This window comes from Arthrobacter sp. cf158 (genome assembly GCF_900106835.1).
Taxonomy (GTDB): Bacteria; Actinomycetota; Actinomycetes; order Actinomycetales; family Micrococcaceae; genus Arthrobacter.
Genome location: NZ_FNNR01000003.1, coordinates 449,205 through 465,478 on the forward strand (window position 1 = coordinate 449,205; position 16,274 = coordinate 465,478).

The 16,274-nt window shown below is 63.6% G+C and carries 14 protein-coding genes; 6 read left to right on the forward strand and 8 right to left on the reverse strand.

Features of this window, described 5'->3' with window-relative positions:
* Nucleotides 1-17: 17 nt before the first annotated feature.
* The 3 genes from BLW08_RS08070 to BLW08_RS08080 are packed head-to-tail and all read right to left on the reverse strand — an operon-like array spanning nt 18 to nt 4,024.
* On the reverse strand, nt 18-2,156 hold the full coding sequence (locus BLW08_RS08070) for an iron ABC transporter permease (protein WP_091324294.1): 2,139 nt from the start codon (nt 2,154-2,156) through the stop codon (nt 18-20).
* Nucleotides 2,157-2,166: 10 nt separating this feature from the next.
* On the reverse strand, nt 2,167-3,147 hold the full coding sequence (locus BLW08_RS08075; protein WP_091324296.1) for an ABC transporter substrate-binding protein: 981 nt from the start codon (nt 3,145-3,147) through the stop codon (nt 2,167-2,169).
* A gap of 49 nt (nt 3,148-3,196) precedes the next feature.
* Entirely contained in the window at nt 3,197-4,024 is an 828-nt protein-coding gene (locus BLW08_RS08080; protein WP_091324298.1) for an ABC transporter ATP-binding protein, read from the reverse strand.
* 104 nt (nt 4,025-4,128) lie between these two features.
* Between BLW08_RS08080 and arfB the strand changes: the two genes are divergently transcribed.
* Complete coding sequence (arfB, locus tag BLW08_RS08085) at nt 4,129-4,548, forward strand: alternative ribosome rescue aminoacyl-tRNA hydrolase ArfB (protein WP_091324299.1); 420 nt, start codon at nt 4,129-4,131, stop codon at nt 4,546-4,548.
* Between the two features lie 45 nt (nt 4,549-4,593).
* Complete coding sequence (locus BLW08_RS08090) at nt 4,594-4,998, forward strand: RidA family protein (RefSeq protein ID WP_090821174.1); 405 nt, start codon at nt 4,594-4,596, stop codon at nt 4,996-4,998.
* On the opposite strand, the gene BLW08_RS08095 is transcribed toward BLW08_RS08090, so the two are convergent.
* Nucleotides 4,995-5,381: a nuclear transport factor 2 family protein gene (locus BLW08_RS08095; protein WP_254779773.1), complete on the reverse strand. Its 387-nt coding sequence runs from the start codon at nt 5,379-5,381 to the stop codon at nt 4,995-4,997. The genes BLW08_RS08090 and BLW08_RS08095 overlap by 4 nt on opposite strands.
* A gap of 54 nt (nt 5,382-5,435) precedes the next feature.
* On the reverse strand, nt 5,436-6,062 hold the full coding sequence (locus BLW08_RS08100) for a TetR/AcrR family transcriptional regulator (RefSeq protein WP_091324301.1): 627 nt from the start codon (nt 6,060-6,062) through the stop codon (nt 5,436-5,438).
* Nucleotides 6,063-6,251: 189 nt separating this feature from the next.
* Between BLW08_RS08100 and BLW08_RS08105 the strand changes: the two genes are divergently transcribed.
* The 4 genes from BLW08_RS08105 to BLW08_RS08120 all read left to right on the forward strand — a co-directional run bounded on the left by BLW08_RS08105 (nt 6,252) and on the right by BLW08_RS08120 (nt 12,357).
* Nucleotides 6,252-7,592, forward strand: coding sequence for an MFS transporter (locus tag BLW08_RS08105; protein ID WP_091324303.1), 1,341 nt, complete (start codon nt 6,252-6,254; stop codon nt 7,590-7,592).
* 27 nt (nt 7,593-7,619) lie between these two features.
* Nucleotides 7,620-8,891, forward strand: coding sequence for a glycoside hydrolase family 1 protein (locus BLW08_RS08110; RefSeq protein WP_091324304.1), 1,272 nt, complete (start codon nt 7,620-7,622; stop codon nt 8,889-8,891).
* A gap of 36 nt (nt 8,892-8,927) precedes the next feature.
* Nucleotides 8,928-11,207 carry an alpha-L-rhamnosidase gene (locus BLW08_RS08115; RefSeq protein ID WP_091324306.1) on the forward strand — a complete coding sequence of 760 codons (2,280 nt, stop codon included), beginning with the start codon at nt 8,928-8,930 and terminating at the stop codon, nt 11,205-11,207.
* Nucleotides 11,208-11,289: 82 nt separating this feature from the next.
* Complete coding sequence (locus BLW08_RS08120; protein WP_091324308.1) at nt 11,290-12,357, forward strand: quercetin 2,3-dioxygenase; 1,068 nt, start codon at nt 11,290-11,292, stop codon at nt 12,355-12,357.
* 86 nt (nt 12,358-12,443) lie between these two features.
* Here the strand turns inward: BLW08_RS08120 and BLW08_RS08125 are convergent, their stop codons facing one another.
* From BLW08_RS08125 to BLW08_RS08135, 3 genes are read right to left on the reverse strand one after another with little or no spacing between them, the layout of a single operon-like run.
* On the reverse strand, nt 12,444-13,688 hold the full coding sequence (locus tag BLW08_RS08125; protein ID WP_090821161.1) for a DUF3500 domain-containing protein: 1,245 nt from the start codon (nt 13,686-13,688) through the stop codon (nt 12,444-12,446).
* Nucleotides 13,666-15,384, reverse strand: coding sequence for an FAD-dependent monooxygenase (locus BLW08_RS08130; protein WP_091324309.1), 1,719 nt, complete (start codon nt 15,382-15,384; stop codon nt 13,666-13,668). Before BLW08_RS08130 ends, BLW08_RS08125 begins: the two co-directional genes overlap by 23 nt.
* Nucleotides 15,384-16,241, reverse strand: coding sequence for a fumarylacetoacetate hydrolase family protein (locus BLW08_RS08135; protein ID WP_091324311.1), 858 nt, complete (start codon nt 16,239-16,241; stop codon nt 15,384-15,386). Before BLW08_RS08135 ends, BLW08_RS08130 begins: the two co-directional genes overlap by 1 nt.
* Nucleotides 16,242-16,274: the final 33 nt, after the last annotated feature.

Sequence of the window (16,274 nt, forward strand, 5' to 3'; positions counted from 1 at the left end):
CGGTCCATTAAGAGTGGTCAGACGGTCCTGTCCGCCCTGGAACGCCACAGCAGGTAGACGAAGTACGGTGCACCCACCAGCGCCGTCATGATGCCCGCGGGGATCTGCGCCGGGGCGATGACCGTTCTGCCGATCACGTCCGCGAACAACACCGTGCAGGCGCCAATAAGCGCTGCAACCGGGAGGACCCGTGCGTGCCGGGCGCCCACCAGTGTCCGGGCCGCATGGGGTGCCACAAGCCCAACGAAGGCAATAACGCCTACCGAAGAGACGGCGCCGGCAGTCAAAAGAACCGCCACGGAAAGGAGGAGCAACCGGGACCCGGACAAACCGATTCCCAGCACGCGGGGAGAGTCGTCATCAACCGCTATCAGGTCCAGATCACGGCGCATGCCCGCGAGAACGGGCAGGGCAAGCACCAGGGCCAGCAGCGGGGGCAGAACTGAGGCAAAGTTACGGCCGTAGGTAGAACCAGACAGCCATGTCAGTGCCTTCGTCTGGTTGAACGGGTCAGTGGTCACCAGGAGAACAGTGATGGCGGCTGCCAGCCCTGCGGAAATGCCAATGCCGATCAAGACCAGCTTGTTTTGTTGAAGCCCGCCCCGGAAAGCCAGCCCGAAGACCAGCATCGCGGACAGTGCCGCTCCCCCGAGCGCGGAGCCGGTAATCACCCAGGCACCTGCAGTGGGGACAGTGGTGATGACGATGATTGCTGCGAGGCCGCCACCGCCGGAGACGCCAAGAATTCCGGGCTCGGCCAGGGAATTGCGGGACACCGCTTGAATCAAGGCGCCGGCCAGAGCCAGCGCAGCTCCGGCGAGTACAGCGGCAAGGACACGCGGCATCCGGGTTCCCAGTACAGCGCTGACGCGGTTTCCTGACTGACCGGTGAGCCAATTGACCAGGTCCCCCAGGAGTAGCTTCGCGTCGCCCAGCAGTGCGCCGGCCACCAGCAAACCGGTGAGCAAAACCAAGAGCCCGATCAACACGCCAAGGAAGAACCTGCGGGATCGAAGCTTTGCCAAGGCGTCACCGGCAACACTCAACCCGGCGTCGGACATCCGCATGGCCAGGATGGCAAGGAATACGGCACCGAAGACTGTTGTAACGGCGCCGGTGGGCACTTCAACACCTGCCTGAGCGCCGAAGAGTCCACGAACCAGGACGTCCGCTCCGATGACAACCACCGCACCGGCCAAGCCGGAGATGGGCAGCAGCGCCCTGTGTCGTCCCAGTCCTCCAAGACGCGAGGCCAGCAACCGCACGATGGCAGGCGCGCACAGGCCCACAAAACCGATCGGACCGGCGATGGTCACAGCAGCAGCGGACAGAACTACTGCAAGCACAACGGCGCCGACCCGGGCCAGGCGTGGATCCGCACCGGCCAGCCTTGAGGCATCATCGCCCAGACCCAAAAGATCCATCCGTCGGGCGAGGAGGAACAGGCCGGTTATGGCCAGAAGGACCACTGGCGTGAACTGGATCAGCTCATCGGTGCGTGACTGCGCAAGGCTGCCTTGGCCCCAGGCGTAAAGGCCAGTGGTCTCCTGGCTGAACAAAAGAAGGAATGCGCTGGTGGCCGAATGCAAGCCCAGGGCAAGTGCCGTACCGGCCAGCACCAAACGGATCGGGCCGCCATTTCCGTTCGCACCACCGCCGGACAAGGCAAGTACCAGCACTGCCGCGGCGAGGCCGCCGATGAAAGCGATGCCACCGGACAAGAGGGCCGGAAGAGTCAGGCCGAACGCGGCCACAGCAACAATCGCGAAGTGTGCGCCGGCGTTGACAGCGAGCGTATCAGGGGAAGCAAGGACGTTGCGGGTGGCCGACTGCAAAGCTGCGCCGGCCACCCCCAACGCGATACCGACCAACAGGCCGGCGAAAAGGCGCGGCACCCGCGAAGCAAGCAACACTGCGGTTTCCTGGTCTGTTCCGTCTCCGGTGAGAAGCCCCAACAACTGGAAAGGGCCGACGTCGGCCGTTCCTTGAGTCAGGTGAATCATGGAAAACAGGGCCAGAATAACTACTCCAACGCCAGCCACCAGGGCTGGACCGGAACGAAAGCGGCCGTCTCGTCCGGATGGCGCGGCTGGTACGGGAGCACCCGCCACGGCCGTGGGTACGGTCATGGCGGGCCTCTTCACAGTGTCGGTCATGCGGGTGGGACTACTTGGTCAGCGTCGCGACGATTGCGTCGACGTACTGCGTCATCGAAGCAGGTCCACCGAACATCCAGATGCCGTCGGCGAGGCGGTGAACCTTGCCCGAGGCGACGAACGGAAGCGACTTCCACACGGCGTTGTCAGTCAGCTGCTCGGTGAAATCGCCATCGGCACTGTTGGTGATGTAGACGAAGTGGTCAGCGTTGATTGCGGTGAGGCCTTCGACGTCGGTGGAACCCAGGCCATACGCGGGGTCACCTTCAACCGTCCAAGGGTTGACGAGCCCCAGCTCGGTGTTGATATCCGCCAGCAGGGAACCCTTGGTGAACGGACGGACGGAAACCTTGCCATCCGCCACCCAGCCGTCGGCGAACGCTACGCGGGATCCACCCAGGCCGGCTTTCTCGAGATCTGCCTTGCCCTTGGCGACAGCGGCATCAAAGGCCGCGATGGCTTCGTCGGCTTTCTTCTCTGTACCGGTTGCCTTGGCGACCAGCTTGAGGTTGTCCTCGGCCTGCGCGATCTGGCGGCTGCCGTCTGCGGACTTCACCACAACCACCGGAGCCAATTCTTCGAGCTGCTTGATGACGGGTTCGGCGAGGTCGGTGGTGGCGACGATGAGGTCAGGATCCAGCGACGCGATGGTGTCGAAGCTGGGCTCGTTGCGGGTTCCGATGTCCGTTGGGGTGCTGTCCAGCTTGCCGGCCGTAACCCAGGCGTTGTAGCCCTTGACGTCCGCGACGCCCACCGGCATGACGCCCAGTGTGGTCAGGTTTTCCACCACGTTCCATTCGGTGCCGATCACGCGTTTGGCGGGCGCGTCGAGTTTGACTTCGGTGCCGCGGGCATCAGTCACCGTGACGGGTTCTCCGGCAGCGGCAGTATTCGATGCCGAGCTTGCCGGGCCTTCGGTGGTGCCGCAACCGGTGAGCAGGATTGCCAGGGCGGCAGTTGCAGCCAGGGCCTTGTGGATCTTCATGGACACAGGGGTCCCTTTCATATGTGAGGGTTGACTCGTTGGGGTGATGCTGTGGTTACTGGTTATTGCTGTGCCGTCCGACGGCGCGGGTGCGCAGCCTGCCGGTCAGGGGGTCGGTGTGGGTGACGATGGGGATTGAGTAAACCTCAGTCAGGAGCTCAGCATCGAGGGCCTCGTGCGCTGGCCCTGCGGCAGCGATACGGCCTGCGGACAGGACCACCACGTGATCGGCCAGAGCGGCTGCCTCATCGAGGTCGTGCAGTACAACGCCGATGGCCACACCGTGAACACGCGCGAGATCGTGCACAAGATCGAAGATCTCCACCTTGTAGCGCAGATCCAGGTGGTTGGTTGGCTCATCGAGCAGGAGCACCGAAGTGTCTTGGGCGAGGCAGCTTGCCAACCACACGCGTTGCAGTTGGCCGCCCGACAGTTCGTGAACGCCGCGGCTTCCCAACTCAGCAACGCCCGTCAGCTGCATGGCGCGATCGACGGCGGCAGGACCCTCGGGATCGGCAGCCCGCCACCGTCCACGGTAAGGATGGCGGCCGAACTCGACCACGTCACGAACGCTCAGGCCATGAGGTACTGGCCGGCTCTGCGAGAGCAAAGTCACGTGACGCGCAAAGTCGCTTCGCTTCATCATGAGGGCATCGCTTGCTTCGCCGTCTGCAGGGCGGACGGTCACGGTACCGGAGGTTGCCTCGTGCAGCCGGGCCAGAGCCCGCAACAGTGTGGACTTGCCGCTGCCGTTCGGACCCACCAGGGCTACGATGCGGCCCGGTTCGAGGCGAAGCCCGGCACCGTGCACCACGTCCTTGTCCCCATAACGGAGGACGAGGTCGGTGGCTTCAAGCCCGGAGAGTTCGTTCAGTTCAATCACAAAATGAAAGATTAGCTTAGCCTTACCTAATTCATAAAAACGTGTCTGAGAATGTCGGCGCCGGGGTGCTCCACCGTGGGTCAGGCACGTGCAAGGCTTGTTCCATGGACCTTGAAATCCCGCCTTCGCTGACGATTCCTGCGTCGGAACTTGGCTGGCGGTTTTCGCGCTCGTCGGGTCCGGGCGGACAGCACGTCAACACCACGGACAGCCGCGCAGAGTTGTTGTGGAATGTCGCCGGTTCTTCCGCAGTGACGGAGGAACAGCGGTTGCTGCTGCTGAGGCGCCTGGGACCAAAACTCGTGGCCGGAGTCATCACAGTCACAGCCTCGGAGGAGAGGTCCCAACTACGTAATCGGGAGCTTGCCTTGGCCAAGCTGGCCAAGCTCATCACCCATGCACTGGTCCCGGAAAGTGTCCGCCGCCCGTCCAAGCCGACCCGGGGCTCCGCCCGGCGCCACCGGGTGGCGAAGGAACACAGATCGGTAACCAAACAACAACGACGCCGGCCCTCGGCCGAGTAGCCGGCTCCCCTGTTGGCAGCGGCAGGTCAGTGGGACCATACAGTCATGGCACCCATACAGCGCATCCGCCCGAAAGGGCTGGTTTCCAGCCCTGCTTTCAGTCATGTCGCCGTTGTCCCGCCCGGCGCCACTACCATCTACGTTGGCGGCCAAAACGCTGTCGATGCCAGCGGGGTACTGGTGGGCGAGGGCGACGCGGCCGCCCAATCTGCCCGGGCACTCGACAACGCGAAGACCGCGCTGGAAGCCGCAGGTGCCGCATTAGGCGATGTGGTCCAGTGGAATGTGCTCTTCGTCCAGGGCGCCGACCTCGCTGCCGGATACGGGGCGATTGCCTCCAAGCTGGCATCAGAGGAGCCACCCCTGGTGACCGCCGCCTTCGTGGCAGGGCTGGGGGTGCCGGGCGCGCTGGTGGAAATCAGCGCGATAGCCGCAGTCGAACGGGACTAGCTGCCGCTGATCTCCACCCACTCGGCGCGCCACTCCGGAGCTTGGAAGGATTCGCTCCAGTACGCCGTCTCCTTGGCAATCCTGCCGTCCCGGAACTCGAAGATGAAGACCGTCTGGTACTGAGGGCCGTCGTAGTCCAGCAGCGCCTCTGCCACCACAAGATCCCCGCCGCTGAGCAGTCGGTGCGGCGTGATGGTGGGCAACTGCGGAAAAGCGTTGTAAATACCCCGGCGATTCCCAGCGCCGCGCACAACTTCCCCGGACTGCGGCCAGTGCATCACCGCGTCATCATGGAACAGCTCATCCATGACGTCAATACGGCGCTCGTTGATGCAGTCGATCAGCCGCTTGACCACGTTTTCATTGCCAATTTGATCTGCCATGAACCGCATTGTCCTCCTGGGTAGAGGCCTGCGCTACGGAAGGTGGACCCGCTGTCAGGGGTTTTTTATCAGATCCATGAAGCCTTGGAGATGTTCGGCCATGTCCACCGATTCGTCATAGAGCCAGCTCAATTGGATTCCATCCACCAGCGCGGTGATCTGGCGGGCTACAACGCGTGGCGAGAGGCCTTCGCGCAGCCGGCCCGCCGCAAGTTCACGTTCGAGTTCGGCCTCCACTGAGGCCACGAAGTCCTGGTTCCGCCGGAGCTGGAAGGCATGGGCGGGGTGATCGGGGCTGATGGCTTCCGCGCGCAGCGTTGCGTCGAGGTGGATCACGCCACGGATCCCGGCATTGTGCCGCATGACTGCGGGCACGGTTTCCAGGAGGCCACGTTCGCTGATGAGTTCGGTGCGCCATGGCCCTTCCCGCTCTTCGCGCAAGACCAACACGGCCTCGAGCAGCGCTTCCTTGCTCCCGAAGTGATGGAGGAGAGCGGTGTGACTGGTTCCTACGGCTTCGGCAATCTGCCGGATGGACAGGCCGAGGTACCCCTTTTCGGCGAACACCTGAAAAGCAGCTTCCACCAGCTCAGCCCGCTTTTTTGCCCCGTTCGCGTAGGGAGCACGCTTGCCCGTCCGGCCCGGTGTGCGACTGGGCTGAGTGCTGGTTTCCTGATCCATGTGAGACCTCCTTCGGACGAGGCTATCAAGTTTCTTTTCCACTCCGGTAAAGAAATCTTTGTGAAAGTGTTCCAATGTGGTCAAAGTTTGGATACCTTTGCAGGAGACATCAAGGGCCGGGACTTCACCACGGCCCGCATCACCTGTCATTAAGAGCCAACGGTGGCTCTGGTCCAAAGGAGGATTCCCATGGGTGACCCAACAACGCAGGCACAGGTCCTGGAACCTGCCGGGCGAGCAACACTGGACGCCGGCGCCGGCACGGAAGCCGCCACACCGCCGTCGAGCGCAGTGCCTTCAGGTGCGGCACCGCAGCAGCCGTCCACCAAAAAGACCATGGCCCTGGTACTCATCGCCGCTTTGGGCATGTACATCATGAGCCTGACTCTGGGTACGGCTATCTCGCTGCGCCTGGCCGCAGTTGATCCGGCCGCCAAGGAGACGAGCTACGGCATGGCGGTCTCCATCAGTTCACTGCTCTTGCTCGTCACCATCCCGCTGACTGGCGCCCTGTCCGACCGTACGGCAGGCCGCTTCGGCCGGCGTCGCCCGTGGATCATCGGCGGGCTGGTCCCTGCACTGCTTGCCGCTGCCGTCATTGGCACAGTGCCCTCCACACCCGTGATTGTCGCGGCGTACGTGGTTGCACTGGTGTCTGCCCAGGCTGCGTTCAACGCTTACGCGGTCATTCCCATCGAGGCGCTGCCGGACAACAAGAGGGCGCGTGTCATGGGAGCCATGGGCATGGCCGGTGCACTGGCAATGTCCGCTGGTTCGTACATCGCCGCGTGGCTGGTGGCCGCCCCGCTGCTCATGATGTGCGTCCCGGTCCTGCTGGCACTCATCTGCAGCATCCCGCTCCTGGTGATGTACAAGGACCCCGCAAAGACACGCGCCGAACTCCCGCCCCTGGACCTCAAGGGCTTGGCGAAAACGTTCCTGGTTGACCCCCGAAAACACCCCAACTTCGCCTGGGCATGGGCCTCACGATTCCTGGCAGGCATTGCCATGACGGCCCTGTTCGCCTACTTCATCTTCTTCCTCATGGACGGGCTGGGTATGCCGATTGCCGAGGCCGGGAAGAGCGCGGGTCTGCTGACCCTCATCTCGGCACCTGTCAGCATCCTCTTCTTCACCGTATCGGGTTGGCTTTCTGACAAGATCGGCCGCCGCAAACCGTTCGTCATCGCCGCCGCGTTGCTGATGGCCAGTGCCCTGGTCATCGGCGCAACGGCAACCTCGTTCGAACAGTTCGTGGTGGCGTGGATCGTGTTCGCCATGGGCCAGGCCATGTACCTCACCGTGGATCTTGCCTTGTGCGCCGCGGTCCTCCCTGACGCCAAGGACACCGGTAAGGACATGGCGGTCTTCAGCCTCGCCCTCAGCATCCCCAACATCATCGTTCCCGCAGCCGCCCCCGCGATCCTCGCCATCGGCAGCGGCCACAACTATGGCTTCCTCTGGTTCGCAGCCGCCGCGCTGTGCGCCCTGGGAAGCGTCACCGTCACATTCATCAAGGGTGTCCGCTAGCAAGCGGGCATGGAAAAGGAAACAACAATGACCACCTCCCAGTCCTTCCCCGACGACTTCCTCTGGGGAGTCGCAACCGCCGCACACCAAGTGGAAGGGAACAACGTCAACAGCGACACCTGGCTGCTGGAGCAGCTGCCCGGCACCATCTTCGCCGAACCCTCCGGTGACGCCATTGACCACTATCACCGGTATCGCGAGGACATCGCGCTCATCGCCAGCCTGGGGTTTACCACGTACCGCTTCTCCTTGGAGTGGGCACGGATTGAGCCGGTTGAAGGTCAGTTCTCGACGGCAGCACTCAACCATTACCGCCGCGTCCTGGAAACTTGCCACGAGCACGGATTAACACCGGTGGTCACCTTCCACCACTTCACCTCCCCGCTGTGGCTGCTGGCCGCCGGTGGCTGGGAAGATTCAGCGACCCCTGAACGTTTCGCCCGTTTCTGCGATCACGCCACTGAACACCTTGGCGACCTCATCGGCGTCGCGTGCACGCTCAATGAGCCCAACCTTCCGTGGCTGCTCAAGGAAATCGGCATCGGCGGCGGACCTGCCGAAAGCCGCGGCGAGGTGCCCATCTGGGCGGCGGCCGCAGAGCGCCTCAACATTGAGGCGGCCCGGGTGGCCCCGTTCCAGTTCACCGTCTCCAAGGCGGGCTTCGATGTGAAGCTCGCAGCGCACCAGGCCGGGCGCGATGCCATCAAGGCCCGCTATCCGGACCTGATGGTCGGCTGGACCCTGGCCAACACGGACATTCATGCCGCCTCCGGCGGAGAAGCCAACGCAGACCGCATTCGCCGCGAGGTTAACGAGCGCTTCCTTGAAGCCTCCCGGGGAGACGACTTTGTGGGAATCCAGACGTACGGCCGGACGGTGTTCGGCGCAGATGGACTTGTCCACGCTGAAGATGGCGTTCCCACCAACCAAATGGGAGAGGAAATCTACCCTGAGGGACTGGAAGCGACCATCCGCGAGGCTGCCCGTATTGCGCAGATCCCGGTCATCGTCACCGAGAATGGCCTCGCCACCGAGGATGACACCCAGCGCCTGGACTACCTTCGCACCGCAGTGACCGGCGTGGCTTCCTGCCTGGCTGACGGAATTGACGTCCGCGGCTATATCGCCTGGACAGCCTTCGACAACTTTGAGTGGGTGTTCGGCTACGTCCCCAAGTTCGGACTGATCGCCGTGGACCGTCAGACCCAGGAACGCACTCCCAAACCCAGCGCATACTGGCTGGGAGGCGTAGCGCAGGTCAACGGCGCGGCACTGGACCTCGTCAACCAACCTGCCTGACCCGGACTCCCCCACTACCGATACTGGAGATCACACATGACCACTTGGCACGCCCGCATGATCGCTTCGGACAAGGACTTCGACGACGCACCACTGCTCCGCGGCGAGTTCCAGCTGGACGAAGGCCACGGCGACGTGGAGTCCGCCACCCTCTTCCTGTCCGCGCTGGGGGTGGTGGAGGCTTGGGTCAACGGTCAGCGGACGTCCGAGGACCTCCTTACTCCGGGCTGGTCCAGCTATGAATGGCGTGTCCGGTACAGCGAACTCGACGTCACCGAACTGGTCAGTACGACGACGGTGGTTGGGCTTGCGCTCGGAAACGGCTGGTACCGGGGGCGGCTGGCGTGGTCGGGGGGTTCCAAGTACTACGGTGAGGAACTCGGCGGGTTCGCTGAACTCCGGATCCGTTTCGCGGATGGTCATGAGCAAGTCGTCGGAACGGATGCCTCGTGGACGGCCGGCCCGTCGGCCACCACCGCCAATGATCTCTATGATGGCCAGTCCATTGATGCCCGGCGTTTCGACGACGCGTGGCTGTCCCCCGGCTTCGCCTCCTCCGAATGGTCTGCCGCCAGAGTGCTCGACGACGACCTCAGCCGCCTTGAGCCTTACATCGGACCTCCCGTCCGCCGCCAGATGGAACTGCAACCAGTGAAGGTATGGACGTCGCCGGCAGGAAAGGTTTTGGTGGACTTCGGCCAGAACCTGGTGGGCTGGGTACGGGCCACGCTGACCGGGACATCCGGTCAGGTAGTAACGGTCCGCCACGCCGAAGTGCTGGAAGAGAACGAGCTGGGTACCCGCCCGCTGCGCTCGGCAGAAGCGACAGACCGGTTCACCCTCTCCGGAGGAAGCGACACCTTCGAGCCGACACTCACATTCCACGGCTTCCGCTACGCCGAAGTTGACGGGTGGCCCGGCGGCCCCGATGCCCTTCGCGAGCATGGCGGCCTGACCGCCGTCGCGATCAGTTCGGACATGAAGCGGATCGGAACCTTCCAGACGTCAAACCCGTTGCTGAACCGCCTGCACGAAAACGCAGTGTGGGGTATGCGCGGCAACTTCGTGGACGTCCCTACGGACTGCCCTCAGCGGGACGAACGCCTCGGCTGGACCGGTGACCTTTCGGCGTTCGCGCCCAGTGCCGCGTTCCTGTTCGACAGCCGGGACTTCCTCCGCGACTGGCTGCGTGACCTTGCCCTGGAGCAGAACCATAATGACGAGCTGGTGCCGTTTGTGGTGCCCAACGTCCTCAAGTACATCGAGCAGCCAGCCGAGTTCGGCGCTCCGGACACTGCGGCGGTATGGAGCGACGCAGCGGTCTGGGTTCCCTGGGCTTTGTGGCGGGCCTACGGTGATCGGCGGGTGCTCGAAGAGCAATTCGAATCAATGACCGGCCACGCCCGGCGCCTTCGCAGCAAGCTTTCACCCAACGGCCTGTGGGATACGGGGTTCCAGTTTGGGGACTGGCTCGACCCCGACGCCGCGCCGGACCAGCCATGGGCGGCCAAGGCCGACAAGCATGTGGTGGCGACACTGTGTGCGTTCCGTACAGCGTCCTTGGTGGCGGCTGCCGCTGACGTCCTGGGAGATGCGGGGGCATCGGCCGAGTTCGGAACCATGGCACACGAGCTGCAGGCAGCGTTCACCGAACACTACGTTTCCGAAAGCGTGATTACCAGCGACTGCACTACCGTCTACGCCTTGGCGATCGTCTTCGGAATCCTCAAAGAGGCCGACCGCGAGTTTGCCGGTCACCGGCTGGCCGAACTGGTGGAAAAATCGGGTTACCGCATCTCCACCGGCTTTGCCGGCACACCGTTCGTCACGGATGCACTCACGGAGACAGGACACCTGGACGCGGCGTACCGCTTGCTGCTCCAAACCGAAAACCCATCCTGGCTGTATTCCGTGTCAATGGGAGCCACCACCATCTGGGAACGTTGGGATTCCATGCTTCCGGACGGCACCATCAACCCTGGTGAAATGACCAGCTTCAACCACTACGCGCTGGGCGCCGTGGTGGACTGGATGCACCGGACCATTGGCGGACTGGCCCCACTGGATCCCGGTTACAGCCGCATCCTGATGGCACCGCAGCCCGGTGGCGGACTCGACTGGGCAGAAACCACACTGGAAACACCGCTGGGATTGGCTTCGGTGCGCTGGGACATGGTTGAGGGCCGGGTGGAGGTCACAGCCACAGTGCCTGACGGCAGCGAAGCCGTCCTCCGGATTCCCGGATCGGACGACGAAGTGGTGGGCCCAGGTCACTACATCAGAAAAAGCTCGCCCGCAGAGCTCAGCTTTCATTGAGTGAAATCACCCGCCACGGCCCTCAGCCGATGAGCAAAGCTTGTACAAGGTACTTATGCCGACGAAGGAAAGAAGGAAGCACATGTCCCTCAGCGTCGAGGAAATTAACAAAACACTCCCCCTGGCCAACACGTTGCCGGGCGAAGCCGTCCCCTACTACATGGCCTCCGGCGAAGGTGCCCGGTATGAGCTCAATGGACAGCTGATCACCGTCATCGCCCGGGCTGCCGACACGGGCGGAATTTTCAGCGCCGCCTACATCTCAGGAGGCATGGGAGCTGAATCTCCCTTCGTAACCCACGCGATCGAACACAAAACGCTGTACGTTTTTGACGGCATCCTCCATGTCTGGTTGCCCGGAGAAAGCCGCATCCTGACCCCGGGCGACTCTGTTGTCATTCCTCCGGGGACCCCGCACGCATACCGCATGGCCAGCCACTACACCCGCTTCCTGAATTGGATGACTCCCGGCGGGGCGAAGGCTTACTACGAGCGCGTTGGCACACCCATCGACTCCCACGTTCCTCCGGTGCGTCCGGGCCATCAGCCCAGTGCCCGGGAGCTCGCGGAGGTGGGCGCAGAATTCGGCATCACGTTCCCTGACGTGGAGCGTGTGGCCCCGAAGTTGCAGCAAAACGCAGGATTGCCGGCGTCGCTTAGTCCCTACTTCCTCAGTGCCGGGGAAGGCGAACGACTGGTCAGCTACCAGACCATGTTTTCCTACCTCTCACGGCCGCAGAATACGGGTGAGAACTACTTCGCGGTGCACACCAAGGGCGCCAAGTCACCGTACATTCCGCTGCACTTCCACTCGGAGCACACAGAGAACTTCCTCTGCACGGAGGGGCGCATGTGGCTGTACGCCAACGGGCGCGAAATGCTGCTGACCAAGGGCGACTTTGTCCACGCCCCGGCCGGCACCGTCCACTCGTTTGCGTTCGATGCCCACAACACCCAAATGGTGGGGTTCCTGACACCGTCGGTGTTCAACGGCTTCTTCGAGTACTTCAACAAGCCCACTGAGGACTACATCTATACCGAGGGTGGCGAGCCCTACATGGACATGGAAGGCTTTGGCCGCGCCCAGGCGGAAATGGACCTGACCGTGGTTGGTCCTCCTCCGCAGCGTCGTATTGCGCTTGATATCTAAGTTCGACCGCTGAAAGGCCCGGATCCCCTGCAGGGATCCGGGCCTTCTTCAGTGTGGCCGACCGCGTTACATAGCCGGGCCTGAAATCAATCCACGCGGGATGCGGCCTGCCGGACCAGCGCCCGGCCGTAGTCGTTGCCGTTGGGGGTACGGACCACGGTGTGCATGTGGAACGGTGCGGGGTGATGGTTGTCGAGGAAGACACCGGTGTGGTGGTCCAGTTCCAGGATCACCACGGGGCTCTGGACGCGGAAGTAGAACGCCTCGTCACCTTCCCAGCCCCCGATCCATGAGAAGAACGTCTCAGAATACAGTTCCCGGATTTCCCTGAGGCGTGCCGCACGTGGGCCGGCCGGGAGGTAGGCAATGGAGTCTTCCACCATCCGGTCCAGCAGGGCTGTGGCCGCGGCGGGCATCGACGTCACCGGGATGCCCTCGTAGGGAATGACGCGGTTGTCCTGGAAACAGCCCGCAAGGTGCCGTTCGTCTCCTGGGTGCAGCCGGCCCTCAGGCATGGCGGGGTCCTGCATCTGTTCAAAGACCACGGCATCGGCGCGCAGGTCCACCGGCAGCGCGGCCATGAGCTCACGGGCCCACTGGATGCGCTCCTTGAAGACCTTGACGCCCCGGTGCGGGCCGTCGTCGATCACGTCCGGCTCCGCCCCCAGGAAGACCGGTGAGATGACCAGCTGACTTCCAGCCACCAGGCAGTTCAAGGCGACGTGATGGCCGAACAGCTGCCAGCCCCACGGCTCCGTCTCTGAGGGGGTGCCAAAGAGCGCCACGTTGTAGCTGAACTCGTTCATAAGCAGCGGCAACTCCACCAGTTCACCCAGGAAGCCGTTGATCCGCATGAGGCTTCGCGCCAACGCATACCCCTCGGGACTGAGGCTGGCCTCCACAACGGCCAGCATGGCGTCCCGCACGGCGGGATCCACCTCGTCCAGGCGCAGCCCGGTGTCGTGCTGCATGAATTCGGGATTGGCCCAGCTTTGCCATTGGATGGCGTCCACGGCGTAGCTGAGGCGTTCGCGCTGATCAGTGGTCAGCAGGGCCAGCAACTTTTCAGCTGCGGTGACCATGTCCGACGTCGGCGCTTCCTCGCCCGGCGAAGCGTGGCTCAGCGGATACAGGCCTTCACGGATGGTTCCGTCACTGGTGACACCCACAAAAGGCTTCGGGTAGAGCTTTTTCCACCCCTCGATCATGGGTCCGGCAAAAGAGTCGTCCTTGGCTGCTTCCGCGTAGGAGCGCGCGTCCAGGCCACGTAGTTTTGCTACGCGCGGGTCTTCCGGGGCAAAGAGGTAGTCACGAAATGACGGCGTCGGCATGTGCAATCTCCTTGGTGTTGTGCGAATCGTTGTGATGGACCCACCCTGCGGCCACGCTGAGGGCGCCGGCTGCGGCTTCAGCGGAGGAACCCCGCCATGCCACGTGCTGATCGGGGCGGACCAGGACGGCGTCGGCGGCCCAGTGTTCTGCCATCGGGATTCCCCGACGGTCTGGACCGACGGCGGTCACGGTCACCGGAACGCCCCGGTCGTCCGCTGCGGCCAGCACGGGTGCGTAAACATCTTCGACGGCGGATCCCACCACGGATAGCGCGTCGACGAGCAGCGTGAAACCTTGCCCCAGGACGTCGTAGAGCGAGGTGGAGTCGTCCAGCCACGCGTGCGGAAGGACGGCGCCAGGGCTGGCTGATGGAGTGTAACGAATGGGATCCTCCACCGGTATTGGAGATCCATCCGGGACAACCAACGGCGTCCCGGCGTAGCTGTAGCCGAGCACCAAGCCCAATGAGTCGAATTCGCTCTGCTTCACTCCGAGGGCTTCCTTGGCACTGGCCCTGGCGGCGTCGCCGTCGGACCCTTGGGCTTCCAGTGCTGGCTCGGCAAAGTGGTAGGCGAGTGCCTTGCCGTTGGCTGCGGCATCGTTGATGGTTCGTTCGGCGACGGGGCGCCGCTCAAGGCCATAGCTCGCCAAGAGTTCCGGGCCGGCCCACCCCTCAAGGGCAGCTGCGATCTTCCACGCCAGATTCGCGGCGTCGCCGATGCACGTATTGAAGCCGTGCCCACCCCAGGGCGGATTCTGATGGGCAGCGTCGCCCACCAGGAACACCCCGTCTTCACCATAGGAAGGCGCAAGGAGCATGCGGGCCGTCCATGGATCTGTTGCGATCACGTCAACGTCAATGTCCGCACCTACTAAAGACCGAACCATGGCCACCGGGTCCAGACCTTCAGCGTTGGCGTCAACACCTTGAACGATGGCCCACCAGGTCTGATCCAGGTTCATCCGCCCCACCATGCCGGCCGTTCCGGGGCCAAGGACCCAGTACTGAACAGCAGGATCCAAAGTGATGGTGCTGGCGAGCTCGGTGGACCGGAACAGGATGCTGATGTTGGATAACGCTGCAGATCCACCCTCCAGCCGGATACCCAGGCCACGGCGGACGGTAGACGAACCGCCGTCGGCCCCCGCCAGGAAGCTGCTGCGAACGGTGCGGGACTGGCCGGCGGCGTCAACCACGGTGACCTGCTGGCCGCCCGCTACGTTCGAAGAGGACTTCACCCGCAGCCCCGTCATCAACGTGGCGTGCGTGGATGCCTCCACCGCGTCCCTGAGCACGGACTCCAGCACAGGCTGCGGTACCTGCTGCCCGCACTCGGGCTGGGGCTGGTACCTGCCGGTTTCCAGTTGAAAGGCGTTGGGGAATCGCCTGATCTCGCGGCCCGTCAGGGAAGAGCAGAAAATGACGTCCTGTGCGAAGTCCACTGGGAGCGGCGCTGCACTCCGCAGTGCGGACGCCAGGCCAATCCGGCGCAGATGGGTCATGGTGCGGGCATTGGTGGTCTTGGCGCGGGGACGGTCCACGTCTATGGAAATACGCGGCTCGATCACCAGGCTCCGTATCCCCCGTTGGGCGAGGTCGAGCGCCAGGAACAGGCCGCTGGGTCCACCACCGGAGATCAGTACAGGAACCTCGCCCGGCAGGTCATCGAGTCCGGCCGTGTGAAGCGTACCCATCACGCCCTCGCTCGAAGAATCGGTTCACCAACAGGAGTGACCAGGGTGCCAAGTTTGTCGATCTCGACCTCCACCGTGTCACCTGACTGCAGGAGCCATGGGGGCGTCCGGGCATATCCCACACCCTCGGGCGTGCCGGAGGCGATCACGTCTCCGGGGTGGAGGGTGAACGTCTGGCTGATCAGGGAGATGATGGACGGTACTGAGAAAATCATGTCCCGCGTATTCCCATTCTGAACCTCGGTGCCGTTCACGCGGGTGCGGACCTGAAGCCCATCGCGGAGATCGCCCACCTCGTCACGGCTGACCAGCGGGCCGAGCGGTCCGCTGAAATCACCGTTCTTGCCCAGCGTCCACTGGGACGTGAGCTTCTGGGCGCGGCGGGCAGTGAGGTCGTTGAACGTGGAATAGCCGAACACGGCATTCTCCGCGCTCGCCTCGTCAGCAGACTCCACGCGTTTGCCGATGTAGGCCGCCACCTCGCCTTCCCAGTCCAGCCCGGCTTCGCCACCGGGCACGGGCACAGGCACGTTGCCAACGGACAGCGACGCCGTCCAACGACCAAACAAGGTGGGGTACGGCGGCAACTCCTGGTCCTTGTAACTTCCTTCAGCTGCGTGCGCTTTGTAGTTGAGGCCCACGCAGATCACCCGGGCCGACGCTGGAACCAACGGGACCTCAGTGACTTCTGTCCGCTCCTTGCCGGCTGCACCGTCAGCAATGATGGCCGGGGCCTTCTCCTGCCAACGGGCTGCATCGGCCCAGAAGTCCGTGACGGACGCCAGCGGGAAAACTTTGGTTCCGCCGAGGGCCGCCACCCAAGTGTCGTCGTCGTGGTTAATGCCTATGTACTGCATGATGGGCCTTTCAGCTTCGCCCGAAGGCGGTAA

What these genes read in the sequence shown, in the direction of transcription:
- BLW08_RS08125 (WP_090821161.1), bottom strand. Translation starts at nt 13,688, where the DNA reads ATGCCGACGCCGTCATTTCGTGACTACCTCTTTGCCCCGGAAGACCCG.
- BLW08_RS08120 (WP_091324308.1), top strand. Translation starts at nt 11,290, where the DNA reads ATGTCCCTCAGCGTCGAGGAAATTAACAAAACACTCCCCCTGGCCAAC.
- BLW08_RS08110 (WP_091324304.1), top strand. Translation starts at nt 7,620, where the DNA reads ATGACCACCTCCCAGTCCTTCCCCGACGACTTCCTCTGGGGAGTCGCA.
- BLW08_RS08115 (WP_091324306.1), top strand. Translation starts at nt 8,928, where the DNA reads ATGACCACTTGGCACGCCCGCATGATCGCTTCGGACAAGGACTTCGAC.
- BLW08_RS08095 (WP_254779773.1), bottom strand. Translation starts at nt 5,381, where the DNA reads ATGGCAGATCAAATTGGCAATGAAAACGTGGTCAAGCGGCTGATCGAC.
- BLW08_RS08135 (WP_091324311.1), bottom strand. Translation starts at nt 16,241, where the DNA reads ATGCAGTACATAGGCATTAACCACGACGACGACACTTGGGTGGCGGCC.
- BLW08_RS08090 (WP_090821174.1), top strand. Translation starts at nt 4,594, where the DNA reads ATGGCACCCATACAGCGCATCCGCCCGAAAGGGCTGGTTTCCAGCCCT.
- BLW08_RS08100 (WP_091324301.1), bottom strand. Translation starts at nt 6,062, where the DNA reads ATGGATCAGGAAACCAGCACTCAGCCCAGTCGCACACCGGGCCGGACG.
- arfB (WP_091324299.1), top strand. Translation starts at nt 4,129, where the DNA reads ATGGACCTTGAAATCCCGCCTTCGCTGACGATTCCTGCGTCGGAACTT.
- BLW08_RS08070 (WP_091324294.1), bottom strand. Translation starts at nt 2,156, where the DNA reads ATGACCGACACTGTGAAGAGGCCCGCCATGACCGTACCCACGGCCGTG.
- BLW08_RS08105 (WP_091324303.1), top strand. Translation starts at nt 6,252, where the DNA reads ATGGGTGACCCAACAACGCAGGCACAGGTCCTGGAACCTGCCGGGCGA.
- BLW08_RS08130 (WP_091324309.1), bottom strand. Translation starts at nt 15,384, where the DNA reads ATGGGTACGCTTCACACGGCCGGACTCGATGACCTGCCGGGCGAGGTT.